The 15,568-nt window shown below is 48.8% G+C and carries 10 protein-coding genes; 2 read left to right on the top strand and 8 right to left on the bottom strand.

All coding sequences use genetic code 11. From position 1 onward, the window contains the following. On the top strand, positions 1 to 332 hold a 332-nt coding region (locus IY568_RS19735), incomplete at its 5' end, for an integrase core domain-containing protein (RefSeq protein ID WP_194868481.1). A 278-nt stretch (positions 333 to 610) separates the two neighbouring features. Here the strand turns inward: IY568_RS19735 and IY568_RS19730 are convergent. From IY568_RS19730 to IY568_RS19720, 3 genes are all read right to left on the bottom strand, one after another. Beyond that, positions 611 to 1,756 (bottom strand): acyltransferase family protein, encoded by a 1,146-nt coding sequence (locus tag IY568_RS19730; protein ID WP_194868480.1) that lies wholly within the window; start codon positions 1,754 to 1,756, stop codon positions 611 to 613. A gap of 228 nt (positions 1,757 to 1,984) precedes the next feature. Continuing rightward, on the bottom strand, positions 1,985 to 2,584 hold the full coding sequence (locus tag IY568_RS19725) for a nucleotidyltransferase family protein (protein ID WP_194868479.1): 600 nt from the start codon (positions 2,582 to 2,584) through the stop codon (positions 1,985 to 1,987). Between the two features lie 457 nt (positions 2,585 to 3,041). After that, a complete protein-coding gene (locus tag IY568_RS19720; protein WP_194868478.1) occupies positions 3,042 to 3,344 on the bottom strand; it encodes a hypothetical protein in 303 nt (100 codons plus the stop codon). 462 nt (positions 3,345 to 3,806) lie between these two features. Between IY568_RS19720 and IY568_RS19715 the strand changes: the two genes are divergently transcribed. Beyond that, complete coding sequence (locus tag IY568_RS19715; RefSeq protein WP_194868477.1) at positions 3,807 to 6,650, top strand: zinc dependent phospholipase C family protein; 2,844 nt, start codon at positions 3,807 to 3,809, stop codon at positions 6,648 to 6,650. A gap of 109 nt (positions 6,651 to 6,759) precedes the next feature. Here IY568_RS19715 and IY568_RS19710 read toward each other — a convergent pair whose 3' ends face one another. From IY568_RS19710 to IY568_RS19690, 5 genes are all read right to left on the bottom strand, one after another. Continuing rightward, positions 6,760 to 8,055 (bottom strand): sensor histidine kinase, encoded by a 1,296-nt coding sequence (locus tag IY568_RS19710; RefSeq protein ID WP_194868476.1) that lies wholly within the window; start codon positions 8,053 to 8,055, stop codon positions 6,760 to 6,762. Then, entirely contained in the window at positions 8,055 to 8,735 is a 681-nt protein-coding gene (locus IY568_RS19705; protein WP_194868475.1) for a response regulator transcription factor, read from the bottom strand. Before IY568_RS19705 ends, IY568_RS19710 begins: the two co-directional genes overlap by 1 nt. Further along, positions 8,713 to 11,856 carry an efflux RND transporter permease subunit gene (locus tag IY568_RS19700; RefSeq protein ID WP_194868474.1) on the bottom strand — a complete coding sequence of 1,048 codons (3,144 nt, stop codon included), beginning with the start codon at positions 11,854 to 11,856 and terminating at the stop codon, positions 8,713 to 8,715. The genes IY568_RS19705 and IY568_RS19700 overlap by 23 nt, the downstream gene beginning before the upstream one ends. After that, positions 11,849 to 13,042: an efflux RND transporter periplasmic adaptor subunit gene (locus IY568_RS19695; RefSeq protein ID WP_194868473.1), complete on the bottom strand. Its 1,194-nt coding sequence runs from the start codon at positions 13,040 to 13,042 to the stop codon at positions 11,849 to 11,851. Before IY568_RS19695 ends, IY568_RS19700 begins: the two co-directional genes overlap by 8 nt. Before the next feature lie 213 nt (positions 13,043 to 13,255). Beyond that, positions 13,256 to 15,553 carry a cytochrome c peroxidase gene (locus IY568_RS19690; protein ID WP_194868472.1) on the bottom strand — a complete coding sequence of 766 codons (2,298 nt, stop codon included), beginning with the start codon at positions 15,551 to 15,553 and terminating at the stop codon, positions 13,256 to 13,258. Between the last annotated feature and the right edge of the window lie 15 nt (positions 15,554 to 15,568).

Here is a 15,568-nt window from a genome sequence, read left to right as displayed (position 1 = left end):
GAGGTCGGCCATCGGGCGTGTTGTTCCATTCTGATCAGGGCTGTCAGTATGTCGCCACAAAGTTCAGGCAAAAATTATGGCGCTATCGTATGACTCAAAGCATGAGTCGCAGGGGGAATTGTTGGGACAACGCCCCAATGGAAAGGCTATTTAGGAGTTTAAAAACAGAGTGGGTTCCGTCAACAGGCTATGATTCCTTCAAAGAAGCTGAAAGAGATATAAGTTACTATTTAATGAGCTACTACAACTGGCAAAGGCCGCATAGTAACAACGAAATGCTTGCGCCAGCAGTTGCGGAAGAAAAACTTTATTTACTGTCCGGGATTAGTTGACCACTACAAAGGCGTCATAATAAACCACTTTAAAATTGGGTGTTCCCATCACTAAAGGGGTAACGAGCATAAGTAAGATCGTGATTAAGAGGCGATAAATCATGTTATTCCGGGCAGAGTTCTTTCGAAGGTGAACTCTTGTAGTGTAGTTGGCCCTTCATAAATAGGCGAGCAAGGGGCTATCTGAGTAAAAGAAGTGATAGCCCAGATTCGATTAGTCATGCGTGCTACAATTCAAGTCCAGGTTTGTATCCGGCACGCATCTGCACAGGTCAAAGTTACTTTTCCTCAGACAATCTCGCGCTTTCAGGGACCTTTGATTGCGTCGTTTTCAGGCCAAACAGGTAACGCGTGAGGTTAAATGGCCTGATGACAAAATAACAAATCGCAGCGCAAATGATGAGCGACGAAAACAACAGGCTTAATGATTTGACGGCAATACCTGCGTCCCACTGCACAATATAAAAAGCGAGCGCAACAATCACGGTTTGATGCACAATATAAAAGGGATAAATTAATTCATTAGTCCGATGCAGCCAGTTGGGCGTTTTTTTGCACCATGCACTGGCATAGCCGACGAGGGTTAATAAGCCTGACCAGGAAACGAGTGCACTGATCAGCCACCAGAGATGCCAGCGCATTTCTACCGACGTATAGTCGCTAATGTCAGGTCTGTAGTACCAGACATAGAATGTGACTGAGCTAAAGAGCAACCACTTAAAATTAGTGGCGCGGTTATGTTCCAGAGCGAGCCAAATCCCGGGACTTTTTATAAAGCACATACCGGCCAGAAAAAACAGCAAGAAGAACAGTGAGACTGACAGGTTGAATAAGCTTGGGTCTTGTGAGGGCATAACGGTTTTAAGGCACAGCCGCACCCCAATGATAACTAACCCCAGCAACATCAGGCCATGTTTATGTGCCGTGATGCGTTCCAGTACGCTAAGTAGCGCGCGGCCAGGTGATGCACCGAGCGCCAAATTAACCGGCACAGCCAGTAACATAAAAACAAACAGAAACTCAATAAACCACAGGTGATTAGCATTAAAAGTAAACATTAGGCTACGATATGCGTCCGCTAAACTGTGATATTCAGTGATGTTTTCGAAGTAATTCTGGGGTGGCACGACAATCATCATTGCGAAGATGAGCGGGATAAGTAAGCGATGCAGCTTGGTGATCAGGAAGGTGCCTGCTGATACTTTATTAAGCAGTAATATCGATCCTGCTCCCGCTATGAAGAATAAGGTGTGCAGTCTGACTTGTTCAAAGTACACCATGATATCATCGAGGGCCTTGCTGGATTCACGGTTCATAACGTGCCAGCCATCTCCGTTAAATGGCATAAACACATGATGCAAAAATACCGCAAAAATTAATAAGACTCTGAGCCAGTCCAATTCCGAGTAGCGAGATTTATTCATGTAAATTAAATCCTTTATGATGTGATTTTCCCAGCTATCGACTACCCATTTCAGTACTTCTTATTATGCTCTGAGGCAGCGTCGGGCTGTTGCAGGTTTTAGCATATTATGAATACCTAAAAGGATCAAAGCAGAGAGTGCGTTGTGAAGGGCATTGATCGTGGGCGGTATGGGGAAGTCATGTAACTCTAATAACTTAGTGTTTTGTTGTGTGGCATTGTCTCGTATCTATAGTGAAATGCAATCGTGCTCGTGTGATTTCGCTAGTTTTAGCGCTGGCCATTTGGTTAGCCATTGCTTTGAATGTACGCGATTGTCAAAAATAGCCCTCGATCTTTTTGGGTTGTGCGTAATACAGAGGCTGAACAGGGAGTCAAATCCAAAAGCTGCGATAAGTTCGTATGTGTTCGGTGAGATCTGTCTGGCTGCCACAGCTGTTTCTTTTTCTGGCCAGTGATGCATCGCGTCCAGAGTACTGTGATAAGCTGGATCCCCATTATACTGATGCATTTTAGCTTGATTACGTACTTGCCAGTTGAGCCGGGGCATGCACTTGGTGAGTTGTGCTTCGTATTTTTGATACGCAGTGGGGTCAGACTCAGCAGGGTCGAAGTAGATTACGTCTACATCATGTAATGGCGTGGAATGCTTAAATTTGTGCAATGCGTCCCAGACTAAGTTTCGAATAAAACCGGCTGCGATATAGCATTGCGGTAAATCTAATTGCGCTACCAGGTTGAGCGCTTCGACTCTGGGTCTATCTCGTCGAATTAGTGAGGTTATCTTACCCTCTGGTGTCTCATATGAGCGCTGGTTGCAGCAGTCCATCAGCTTTCCTTATAGATAAATTACATGCGCATAGTTCAATGAAGCTAAGCACCTGTTTTATAAGTTTAAAGGTGTCGGCCTGACTATTAAACATCATTCTTTGAATTCTGCCCCAGGGTTGGCCCTCATGCGCTACATTCAGGTCCACTTGTTTTTCAATGTAACGATGAGCCCACTAAAACCGGACAAGACCTGGGTCAGGATGATGAACTCAACAATGGATCGGGCTATGGGCTGGGCCTGGACTTAGCACGTAGACTGTGTGACGAACTGCGATGGCAACTCAATATTGATCGTAACGTCAAACGCTTTTGTATATCTTTAGTGTTGTCGCAACGCTATCAAGCGGCCTGCAAAAATTGTCTGCAAAGAAATGTGCCGCACATCACAAATTACGGCACACAATTGCAGAAGAATGTCGGCGTTCTGGCGCGCTCTACCCGGGAAGCCGTGTGCTTCAGCTTTGTTTGAGCTTATCCAGGCGCAATTTTAGCAGCCAGGAGGATTTGTTCTTTTCTGCATCATAGAACACAGAGATGGTAAAAAAGAACATCAAAAGCAAAATAATATGGGCAGCCAGGCTGATGCCAAAAACAATCATGCTGCCGATGTAGGTTGCAAAGGTGAAGCTCCACATACAAGCTAAAACAGTCATGATGTGGAAGCGGCTCACAGGGTCCGGAATATGCCGAAGCGGATTTTTGGTGGAGTCAAAGATATATAGGTAAGCGTCATATACTTTGAGTGCGAACTGTTTCATATCTACCTCACAGTCTGATACTAGTTCACTCTTTACTACGAGAGACACAGCACTTTGGATCTTAAGGCTGATAGCACCTCACACTTCACAGCGCCTTTTCGCTTGAAGGTATACATTACCTAAACAAACACTTCAGTGACGTAGTTGGCCTGCTATCAATTGGCGGGCATGAGATAACGGTGTTGGTTGCGACAAAAAACATCGAGTAAGTTTAAAAAACGCGGCTCGGTCAGGAGCATTAAAACCAGCACTTCGCGATTTTTACTCGATAGTTTCAGATATTTTACTCTATTAGTCAGCTCTCATTGAGAATTGGTAATTGCATGATCATATAAGGTTGCTGAATAAGGGTTGTTATTTCAGACGTATCCTATATTTCACACTTTTTATTAAGAAGAAAAGGAAATGACATGGTTATCTTTAAATTGAAGTACTTATAGTGACATGTGATGCCGGAGGAATATGTGGATAAATTTAAAGCGGGGTCTTGCGAGGTTTTCTTTTTTGGGTAAAGTAACGCCCCAACTTTTAAGAAGAGGAAAATCATTGAATAAATTAATCTTTTCAGTAGCAATGCTACTTTGTTCATTCTATATACATGCATTTAAAATTGACACTCATATATGGATAGGTCAACAGGTTATCAACGACCTGCAAGATGGTAACTTGACTTTAAATATTGGAGGTAGTCATCTAAATATTCCAGTATCAGCTGCAACACGAAATGCGATTCTGAATAATAAAAGTGAATATTTACTTTCTACCTTGGGCCCGGATGCATTTCCGGATGTAGTTGCTGGTCAACTTTTGGTCCATCCGGGAGGTACTGCACAAGGGGCATGGCAAACTAATGATTGGCTGAGGTTTTTATTTGATAAAATCAAACAAGCGGACGACGACCATAGTCGGTACTTACGAAGTAATCAGTCGGATCAAGCTTATGTTGATCGTCGAGAAATTGCACGTGTGGTCGCTTATGGATTTCTGGCACATGCCGCCTCGGATGTTTTTGCTCATACTTATGTGAACCAATATGCAGGCGATGTATTTGAACTTATGGATACTGAAACTGTGGTAGAGCAGCGTCACTTTTTGCTTGAATCATTCATCGGAAAATATACCCCTGCGCTGAAAAATCACAACAATGTGGCGATAGGAGAAAAGTGGCAAAACATCAACGCCAGTCAGGAATATTACAACTATATCAGAGATAGTTTAATCTATGACGAAGCGGCATCTTTTCAATACTCGTCTCAGTCAGCTCCGCATTTAAGAGCGACTAAATTATTTAAAGATGCTGTTAGCGCAATGGCGGATGATGAAATCTGGGTTGCAGTGGATAGTTTGATTATTCGTGCAATTGCTTATTACTATGATATTGAATTGTCGCAAAGTGAGGCGGAAGATATTCAGCAATTGCTACAAGAATTGCTAGATAAAGGCAATGTTGTAACAGAAAATCTGGATGCTCTTGATATTAAAATTAATCAGCATTTATTGCATGTCGATAGCCAGGTTTATGGTGAATTTTACCGTGTTAATAATAGGCTGAAGGAGCAGAAAAAGCGTTATGTTGATCTTAAACGAGAGCTAGAAAGCACAGTTCATAAGCTTGAGGCAAGCCATGCGGAGGCTTCATGTAAACTGTTTCTGGATGAAAAATTTTTGGATCCCGCTGGGCTTCTAAAGTTTGCAAAAGAGACAGATCCTGGGCTCAAAATTATAAAATCTATATTTGGTAGTGACTTCAACCCGCTGGACCCGTTAAACCTTTTCGGAGGCTCCAAGCCTAAAGAACCAACCTGGAAATACAGTGTAACGGGTTCAAAATCAGATTTGTTGCAACTAAGAGCAAGTCATCTAAACGGGAAAACGCTAGCACAGCTTAGGGCACGGGCGTTTGAAATTATCCCAATTATACATGAATCTCAAGATCCAGCCCTTATATCTGAACTTAACGCGATTACTCATACTGTAAAGATCGTTGAAATGATTGACGCAGCAGTAATCGATTTATCAACAGGAGAAAAAGTAACCGTAGCGATTGCGAGAGAGGGAGGCGCGGTAAGCAGCAGCCAGGGTCATAAATTCTGTGAAGAAGTCACTGATACGCTATTTGGTAATGTTATAAAACTGACGAATAAGAAGAGCGCTATACACAAAAAGCTGGCAGATGCAGAAACAGATTTGAAAAATACGATTCCGGATCTGCAGCGTGAGCTAAACAGTGCGCTGACTTCTATAGTGAAGGTCAAAGAAGCGCTTCAGGCGCTTAATCTTGAAACTCGTCAGCGTACCAGTCCAATTCAGTCATTACTGATTAACTGGGCGAAAGACATTGATGAAGCTAACTCTGCATACGTAAAAGCTGCATCACAGGCCATTGCCAACTCTATAAACCCTAACGCGAGTGCGATTGCTCCCCTAACTCACTGGTTTGAGTGCTATCAGCCTCAGATGATAGGCGTTCCCAGCCAGGTTGGGGGATGTGATACCATGGAAAATGTTGCCAGTGTCAAGTCTGCGCTTGAGAACGTACTAACTATCGCCAGCGAAGCTGGAAGTTTATCAGCAGCATTAGGTGCTCCTCAGCTAAATGACATAAAGGAATATAAGCAAAAATTACTAGATGCTATGATTGAAAAATTGGTGGAGCGTCTTACTGATGAATTCATTGGTCAATTACCCACGCAATATCAGGAGTTTATCCAGTTGCTGGATAAACCAGTAACAGATGCTGTTATCAATCAGGCGTTTACACGTGCTGCACCCGGTAAATCTTTGGTGAGCATCGACAATTTTGCCGAGAAGATCCGCTCGGAAATGGCGGTTTCACATGGACAGTTTAATCCTCAAGGTTTTTCTGTTATTGCCAACGCTTTAACGCTGACAAAATTAAGTTTGTTGGATGAACATGGCATTTCTCTGCTCTACAGCCATGTTGGATTACAAAGAGATCCGCAGATCCGCGACAATTTGGTGGTAGATGCATTCGCTAATATTGACGGAAATCATCAGTGGCTGGAAGCGGCGCCACCGTTACCCAGGGGGGATAAAAATTATATTCATGCACGCTGGACCAAGTATTCTTCAAATCAGATTTTCGGCCTTTGGAAAGCACCTGTTAGGGATTCGCTGTTCAGAAGACTATTTGTTGGTCCGTTATCTCCAACTCTCGTTAAGCAAGGCTCGATGTCAGGAAGTTACCCGTATCAAACGTGTAATGCACATCCATTCCCGTCTAGCGAAAACGATAAAACGTGCCTAATGATGAATTTAACTCCAGTGTTTTATATGTTGCGTTGAGCAAATAATTGGAGACCTGGTAATGTTGCCAGGCCTCCTGATGTTGCATTTTACTCCGATCAGTTTGTAATACCAATTACAGTTAATGCCTGTTCAATTTTGTGCTGTCTCAATATTTTTGCGACAAAACCAAAGTTACACAAAAGCGCCTGGCGTCATGGTCAATGTTGAGTTGCCATTGCAGTTCGTTACACAGTCTGCGTGCTAAGTCCAGGCCCAGCCCATAGCCCGACCCATTATTGAGTTCATCATCCTGGCCCGGGTCTTGCCCGGTTTTAGTGTGTTCATCGTCATTTTCTCGGTTTTCAATCTCGATAATATGCTGTGTTTGTGTGATTGAAATTGTGCCATGATGGGTGTGTTGTAAGGCGTTTCTGAGCAGGTTACCAATGACGATGGTTGCGCCGGATTGTGACAATTCACACTGGTAGTCATCGCTGTGTACAGCCAGATCAATATGTTTTCCCTGCTTAAGATAAGCCAGATCTTCCAGTTGAGCGTCTATCAGGTCAGCCAGTCTAACTGCTTTTAAATCTCGCAGAGGCTGCCCCTTTCGGCTTAGCCACAGCAAGGTCTCGGTCAGTGCTACCATCGCCTGGCTGGCGTGGTCGATGCGCATCAGTGCTTTTTTACCTTTGTCATCAGGCGTGCTGCCAAGGCGATGCAGCAGCTCCACGCTGCTGCGGATCACTGCAATGGGGGTGCGTAGCTCGTGACTGGCATAGCTGACAAACTCCTGCTCCCGATCAAGGCTGTGCTTGACCTGTTGCAGGCTTTGCTGGATCAGCTCGGCAAGAGTGGTTAACTCGTGATAGCGAAATACCGGGGGTGGGTCGTTGAGCGTCTGATGATCCAACCCGGCAGCCCAGTCATGTAGCTTTGCCACAGGCCGGGTGACAGTACGCAGCAGTATCACCAGCACGGCGGCAAACAACGCGAGCGTGCCCAGCGCAAATAGTACCCCTAAGATTTCCGGTCCCTGGAACCAGGTCTTAGGTGGCATTTTCGGCGCAGTAAAATGGTGAGCAACATAGCCATACTGGCCATCGGACTTTTCAAAATACAGTACAAAGCGCGCTTCACTGGGGCGGGTAAACATATTATCCCGGGTTACCTGTTTGTATAAGGCATTTGCTTCAAGAGCCTGACGCGAAAAGGTGGCACGAATGGTCTGGGGTAAATCCTGCCACTGACTGGCCACCACAAAGTTGTGAGCCCTTACTGGTTGACCGGGTTGCGGGTGGTGCGCCTGGGCGACATTCAGCATAGTGCCTTTCATCATGTCATCGAGCCCGGTAAAAAAGCTGTTGGTCCACAGTACGGACAACAAACTGATCACCAAGGTGGCCAGCACCAGCAGGGCAGCAACAATGTAGCGGCGCAGACTCATATGTATGGGGGCCATTAAACGCGCTCCTTGTGGCAATGGAGTTTAAACCCTTGTCTCGGGATGGCGTCAAGGGTGAGCATCGGGTTGCATATTGAGAGCGCTTTGCGCAGGTGATGAATATGTACTTTAAGCGCATTACTGTCGGGTTGTTCATCGCCCCAAACGGCCTGCAATAGCATCTGTCTCGTAACCATATTTGGATAAGCACGAAGCAGGGTCTCGAGGATGATCATGCCTGTCGGGCTGAGTTTGAGCTGTGCTCCCTGGTAAGTGGCTTCCCGGTTATCCAGATCCAGGTGTAATTCAGCCAGTTCCAGCCGTTTAACCTCACCACTTTTACGTTTGGCTAAGGCTCTGACCCGCACCACCAGTTCTGCCATGGCAAAGGGTTTGACCAGGTAGTCATCACAACCGGTGGCAAAACCTGCCAGTTTGTCTTCGAGTTGATCCCTCGCTGTAAGCATAATCACTGAGGTATCATTGCCCTCGTTGCGCAGTGCCTGGCAGATCTGTAAGCCATCCATGCGCGGCAGGTTCAAATCCAGAATGATCACCTGATACAGATTGTCGCGGATCAGGTTGAGTGCGGCAATGCCATTGGCTGCGTGGTCGCAGATGATGTTTTCCAGTTCAAAGTAATCAATAATGTTCCCGGACAGCGCCAGGTCATCCTCAACTAAAATGACGTTGATCATGAGGTACATACTCCGTACGGGTGGGGCGGAACCGGTTCAGCAGGGCTGAGATATCGTGGCTGATCAGTAGCAATACCGGGATTAAAAATAACGTAATGGCCGTGGCAAATAAAATTCCGTAACCGAGGGATGCCGCTGCGGGTATCAAAAATTGCGCCTGCTGAGAGGTTTCACCCAAAATCGGGTATAGTCCGGCAAAGGTGGTCAGTGACGTCAGTAATATTGCACGCAGTCGGCCGGTGCAGGCTTCAAGTAACGCATTGTGCATGGTTTTCCCCTCACGGCGATGGCGATTAAATTGGCTGACTAGCAGCAGGCTGTCGTTGACCACCACGCCGCTGAGCGCCAGTATGCCATTTAAGGATAGAATACTGAGCGTTAAACCTAAGCCCCAGTGACCTAAAATCGCGCCTACAAAGCCAAACGGAATAACCGACATGATGATCAGTGGCTGCCAATATGATTTCAGTGGGATAGCCAGCAGTGCATAGATAGCCAGCAGCGCCAGCAGATAGGCGGAGCTCATGGAGTCGGTGGCCTCTTTTTGGTGCTCGGCTTCCCCGGCAAAATGTAAGTTCAGATCCGGGTACTGAGCACGCAATCCGGGTACCACGCTGTGCTCGAGCCTGGTCACCAGCTCGGTGGGCGTCAAAAGGGCTTTATTCACCGCAGCGGAGACCGTTACTGCTCTGACGCCGTTGATCCGGGTAATGGATTGTACTTCGCTGGTGTAGGTAACGTTTGCTACGTTGCCAAGCGGCACGGTCCGTCCGTCGGGGGCACGTACTCTGGCTGCAAGCACATCAGCCTGCTCGCTACGCGCAGCCAGTGGATAACGCACCCGCACTTTCACTTCGTCTTTGTCCCGCATATAACGTTGTACGACCTCACCACCAAATGCTTGTAGTAGCTGGCTTGCCAGCAATTGGGTGGTAAATCCGCGCATTTCGCCTTCTTCGGTGACTTCAAAGTGCATGGTGGCTTCGCCAGGTGCCAGTGAGCTGTCGATACTATGTACACCCTTTATCTCACGCAACGCCTGTTGCAGGTTTGCTTCGGCACCCTCTAACGTGTCGTCGCTGCTACTTTTTAACTCCACCTTAAAGTTGGAGACGCGTGCAAGTTGCGCCTGAATATGCAAGGTTTTGCTGGCTTCCGGGGTGCCCGCCAGAGTCCTCCAGCGTGTCGCCAGTTCGCTCAGGGTATAGGGCTGGGTGCCTGTCAGCTCCACATTGAGTGTGCCGCTTTGATCGCCAGTTGCGCTGACCGACACGCTGGCGATGTGGCTGAGGTTTTGCTCGTCCAGCAGTTGTTGCTCGGCCTGATATAGCTGTGCCTCAAGCTGATCCAGATTGCGGGCGGTCTGGCCAAAACTGGCGTCGTTATAAAGAGTCATGGTGGCAGTGATCGTATCGGCGGGCAGTCCTGGGAAAAAGCCGACCCTGACAATCCCCTGAGTGATCAGGCTGGCAGTCAGAAAAAATAGCGCAAGAAACCCCATCAATGCGGCGTAACGAAAGTGCATAATGTGTTCCAAAGCAGGCCGATAAAGTCGCTGATTAAAGCCAGTAAGCAGCGCATCTGCGCTTTGCTGCACACTATGCCAGAGTGCCGTGAGGCGGTTCGGCTGATGTTTTTGCTGGGTGTTAATGTGGGCCAGGTGTGCCGGTAAGATCAATTTAGACTCCACCACCGACAGTAACAGGCATAGGGTAACCACAGTACCAAACTGGGCATACAGCACACCTAGCCCGCCGGAGATATTGGCCAGCGCAGCAAAGGCTGCCACAGTGGTTAATACGCCAAACAAGGTGGGGACGGCGACCAGCTGGGTGCCTTTGATGGTGTTGCTGAGTGTGTCACCAAAGCGTTGCCGGGTTGAATAGATGCTTTCACCCACTACTACGGCATCATCCACGACGATCCCCAGCGCCATAATAAAGCCAAAGGTAGTCATTTCATTGAGCGTCATGCCGGTGTAGGGTTCGGTCATAAAATAGAGGCTGCCGAAGAACACAAAGGGCAGGCCCGCGGCGACCCAAAAGGCAACTTTCAGATTTAGAAACAGTGCCAGTACCATAAACACCAGGGCAATGCCGCTCAGCGCGTTCAGGCTCAGCAGATTCAGGCGCTCCGTGATCAGTTTAGAGTTGTCATACCAGGTGATCAGTGAGGCTCCCTCGGGCAATTTGCTTTGCCACTTTGCTACGACGGCTTTGGCTTGCGTCACACTGTTGCTCATGTCGCCGTATTCGTCCATAACTATGGTGATGCCGTAAGTGGGATGCCCATTAAATCGGGCCAGGTGAAAACTGTCGTTCGCAAAAGTATCTTGCAGTGTGGCCACATCGCGGAGTCGAATGCTTTTACCTGTTTGTGAGGTTGCTACGACAATCGACGCAAAGTCTGCGGCATAAAGCGCCTGCTCGGCGGCTTTCAGGCGCAGCACTTTATCGGGGTTACGCAGGCTGGTGGTCAGTGCTGTGCCGGAATATTGATTGATGGCTTCGGCTACCTCGCTGAAACTAAGCTGATAGGCTTGCAGGCTGGCTTCGTCTATTTCAATGGCCACCAATGGGTCGCGGTGATCGGGCTGACTGAGTGTGGTGATATTAGGCTGAGCCAGTAAGTCATCCGCAAGCTGGCTCCCAAGGGTTTGTAGTGTCTGAGCAGACAGTGCGCCAAATAACTGCACCCGGATCACCTCTTGCTCTCGCTGTGCGGTGGTGATCACGGGCTGCTCTGCATCCTGCGGCAGATTGTAGATGGCATCCACCTGGTTTTTTACCTCTCTTTGCAAGGTATCCAGATCGTGTTGCGCGGTCTTTTCTACCAGTACCTGCACGCTGCTGGCACTGGCCGTAGTGGTGATGCGTTTGATCCCTTTTACAGATTCCAGCGCATTTTCAATTGCAATGGCAATGCCTTGCTCGGCCTGGGCGGCACTGCCACTGGGGTAAGCGACACTGATCTGTATGGTATCCGGCTCCTGTTGCGGGAAGCCCTCCTTGCGCAAATTACCGGCGCTGCTGAGTCCGAGTAAGATCACCGCCAGCATGAGCAGGTTGGCTGCCACCGGGTTTTTCGCAAACCAGGCTATCAGGGAAAAACGCTCAGTCATTGCTGTGCTCCTGTTGAATTGGGGTAACTTTCATGCCGTCGAGATAGGCACTTAAAGGACGTACGACGATATTGGCCTGGTGTAAGTCTGTGGGGGCATTAATATACAGGTCACCGTGCTGGCGAAACTGGATCTGCGGGGTAAAGTGCGCCAGGCGATTTTCCTTGTCGACGTACCAGATGAGGTTTTGTTGTGACAGGGCTGAGGCGGGAATGCGCCACAAGTCATCTTGCTTAACCCCCTGTATCTGAGCCTTAACATAACTGCCAAAATACAATGGTTGTGTTTGATCCAGCGGCCTATCGACGATGATAATTGCCAGACGTTGGCGCGATTGCGGATCAACATACTGGCTCAGGCGCGATACACGGCCATGCCATTGGGTTTGCTCATCGGTATTGGTTGTATCTCTGAGGGTGACATGCCAGCCACCTTCTGGCATCAACTCTGCGGGTAAGTGTCGCCATTGCTCGGCGCTGAGTTCAATCGTGATTTCGGCCTGTGCGGTACTGTAAAGTGTGGCAATGGCGCTGCCCGGTTGCACATAACTGCCAGGCTGAACTGAGCGTTTTACTATGGTGGCATCAAAGGGTAGGGTAAATTGACTGGCTGCCAAGTTATACCGTGCGCTATTCAACTGTGCTTCGGCCAGGCTCAGCTGAGCCGCGACAACTTGCTGTTGTGGTGCACGTAGCGGCTGCAATACATCGTGGCTGTCAGTGCTAGCCAGTTGTCGCCACTGCATCTTATTTGGGTCGCCCTGGAGCTTTTCTGCTTCCGCATCGAGCCTGGCTTGTGCCAGTGAGACTTCGGCGTTCGCCAGCGTATGCTGAAGCTGTGTGTCATCCAGTCGTGCCAGTACGGTACCCGCCGACAGCCGTTCTCCCTGTTTAAAGTCTGGGTGGAGCCGGGTCACCCGGCCGCCAATTTCGCTACTGAGTGTCAGCGTATGCGTGGCGCTTACGGTACCGTGGCCAGTAATGATGTGGGTATAGCTGGCCGCTTTTACTGGCATGGTTGTGACCTGAGGTGGTGTAACGAGTGCACTTGCTCCCTGAGAGGGTTCTGTGGCCGGCGAGTCTTTCGTGTCGGCGCCACCCAGAGAAGGGATTGCAAAGACAATGGCAGCACACAGGCCACAAAAGGCCAGCTGTGTGATGAGTAAACGATTATTGAGTAACGTCATGGTGAACTCTCTGAATAATATACCCGTTGATGTTCTGTGCGGGCGAAAAGTAACCGCCAGTGTAGAGGGTGATTGGTTAAAGGCGGGTTAAGTACACCGGGTGATGTGGGTAATGACCGGGCTTCACAAAAAAGCCGCAGGTAGGACTGCGGCTTGGGAGGCGATATCAAAGCGAATACCAGCTCGCTTATGTGAGCCGATTGGTATTGGATATCAGTTGGGCAAAGTTGCGTTGTTTGCCCGGTTTGGCTTGCGGTTTCCTTTTTCGCGAGAAGCGCTATCAGCCTTGATGACATCGACCTGAATGCTGACGCCCTCATTCTGGCCATTCCCTGAGACCAGCACGTAGTACCAGCCAGGTAAAGGGCTATCTATTCTGAGAAATTCGCTGTTGTCTGAGCGACGTGACGCAAAGGTATACATGTCCCGGCTGGGCCAGAATGTGCCAGCAAACAGATCGCTGTTACCGACACCGTGTCGGGTGCGGATTTCGAGTGTACTGCCCGGATCCGTCACTTTAATAAAAAAGTAACCGTCACCGGGAGCGGCGCACTGGGCTTTGCCTGATAAGAGCTCGGTATAACCACTTGGCAGGCCCTCCACACAGGCATTGACGATGTCCCGTGGCAGCTCACCGGGTTCTCGTAAGGCACTGTCGACGCCTGCTGCAACAGACAGCCCCTGGTAACCATTTGGATCTATCACTGAGACAAAATGACGACCCCGGTTCACCGTGACTTTGAGTACTTGCTCAGTGCCGGTGCCGTGGGACGTAGCTTGTGCATTTTGCGGGTCTGCCCATTGGTAGGCATTATAAAATAAGCGTGGTTGCCCTGTGCCACTGCGGCTGCTGAAGTACAAAGTGGTATTGTCTTGTGCCACGTCAACATAGAAGTAATGGGCTTTACCTGAGATACATTCTCCCTGGTCCAGCATTAAGCGGCTGCCTGTGACCGCAGTATCACTCTGAGCGCAATCCGCGGGTAAGTACAATGGCACGCCCTGATAATTTTTGGCGTACAGTTGCAAGCCGTCAGGGTCACCTTCATGGGGTTGTGGCAACCAGGCTGCGAGGCAATCTGCCTGTTTTACACAGGGATCGGTCAGTGCTTTCATAAAGTTGACTAAATCGGCTTTTTCCTGGGTACTGAGTTCTAATTTACGCAGTACCGGTGCACCATCGGCGATTTCATCATCGATGATTTTAGCGGCGGCATCGGTATGCCGGCGGGTATCAGGGAATAAGTCGACACAGTTTTTGATGTCTTTAAACTGAGGTTGTTTGCACCAACCCTGGTTGTCTATGTAGTCATCTAATATGGCATGGTAGTCATCGTAATGCTCAATTACTTCTTCCAGCGTATCGTAATTGCCTGCATGACCGTAAGGGCCGGTGACTTCGACGTTCAGCAAAGTGGTAGAGCGAAAGCTGTAGATGTCAGCCAGGTTTTGGTTGCGCAGGGTGCGGCCACGATCATTGCTTTCATCACCGGTTTCACCAATGCCGGGACCTATTTGTGGAAAGGCTAACCTGTGATAGTTGGTGCCTTTGGTCTGGCTAAAGCTGTCGGTATTGTGGCAGCCGATACATTGGGTTGGTAAAAAATCGGGCTCACTTCCGCCATCAGACGGGGGCGGCGGCATGTAAAGATACAAAAAGGCACCGCGCTTTTGTGACGTTGTCAGTGCGGATTTATCTCCTTGCACGTATCTGTTCCAGGGATTATCCGTCATATTCATTGATTGCTGGTAGGCTGCCAGCGCGCGGGTGATATTATCAAAAGTGACAATCTCTTCAGCGCTTTTATCACCATATACTGCTGCGAAATAGTCCCGCCACTGATTGCGAAATAACTCGCCCTGGGCATTGCCATAGTTGCCTATTCGTGCAGCCAGATGGGCTCTGACGGCATCATTAGGCGCACCTTTCATAAACTCAAAGCCTTGCATTTCTGAGGGGGTGACCACCGGAAAGCGTGCCTGCGCTGCCAACAGCGAGTCGCCCGCGTTTGGATCGGCTTCTCCATAAGGGACATCTGGTGTACTGATCCCCTGCTCAGGGTTCAGCCAGTCCAGAAACTCCACTCGGGCATCACGAAACAGGCTGCGTTTATGCACCCAGGCATTGAAGATACTGGGCGAGTTGCGTGGCACGTAGAATTGTCCTGTGGTGGTTTTACGGCCCGGCCCGAGTATATCCGGATCTTGTGCCAGGGTACCTACGGGCAGGGAGAGGCCATCACCGCCACCCAGGTAGGGGTGGTGACAACTGGCGCAGGCCACTTGCTTGTCACCACTGAGTGCTTTGGTGAAAAACAGCAGTTTGCCCAGCTTAACCTCAGGGTCATCGACACCGGGCAAGTCAAATCCGGTAGCTGGCTTGCCAGTCAGGCCATGTTGAGTAATTAACTCTGAGAGTGCCTGGTCTAAATCATCGGGTATGGGCAGCGCGCAGGTGCTAAACGCACTGCCCATCAGCAGTGCAAATGCACTCGTTTTAACCTTTATCATGTTGATCTTCCTTTC

Origin of the sequence: Pseudoalteromonas sp. PPB1 (genome assembly GCF_015356275.1) — a bacterium.
Taxonomy (GTDB): Bacteria; Pseudomonadota; Gammaproteobacteria; order Enterobacterales; family Alteromonadaceae; genus Pseudoalteromonas; species Pseudoalteromonas rubra_D.
This window is presented reverse-complemented; position numbering and strand designations above follow the sequence as displayed.

What these genes read in the sequence shown, in the direction of transcription:
- IY568_RS19730 (WP_194868480.1), bottom strand. Translation starts at nt 1,756, where the DNA reads ATGAATAAATCTCGCTACTCGGAATTGGACTGGCTCAGAGTCTTATTA.
- IY568_RS19725 (WP_194868479.1), bottom strand. Translation starts at nt 2,584, where the DNA reads ATGGACTGCTGCAACCAGCGCTCATATGAGACACCAGAGGGTAAGATA.
- IY568_RS19720 (WP_194868478.1), bottom strand. Translation starts at nt 3,344, where the DNA reads ATGAAACAGTTCGCACTCAAAGTATATGACGCTTACCTATATATCTTT.
- IY568_RS19715 (WP_194868477.1), top strand. Translation starts at nt 3,807, where the DNA reads ATGTGGATAAATTTAAAGCGGGGTCTTGCGAGGTTTTCTTTTTTGGGT.
- IY568_RS19710 (WP_194868476.1), bottom strand. Translation starts at nt 8,055, where the DNA reads ATGGCCCCCATACATATGAGTCTGCGCCGCTACATTGTTGCTGCCCTG.
- IY568_RS19705 (WP_194868475.1), bottom strand. Translation starts at nt 8,735, where the DNA reads ATGATCAACGTCATTTTAGTTGAGGATGACCTGGCGCTGTCCGGGAAC.
- IY568_RS19700 (WP_194868474.1), bottom strand. Translation starts at nt 11,856, where the DNA reads ATGACTGAGCGTTTTTCCCTGATAGCCTGGTTTGCGAAAAACCCGGTG.
- IY568_RS19695 (WP_194868473.1), bottom strand. Translation starts at nt 13,042, where the DNA reads ATGACGTTACTCAATAATCGTTTACTCATCACACAGCTGGCCTTTTGT.
- IY568_RS19690 (WP_194868472.1), bottom strand. Translation starts at nt 15,553, where the DNA reads ATGATAAAGGTTAAAACGAGTGCATTTGCACTGCTGATGGGCAGTGCG.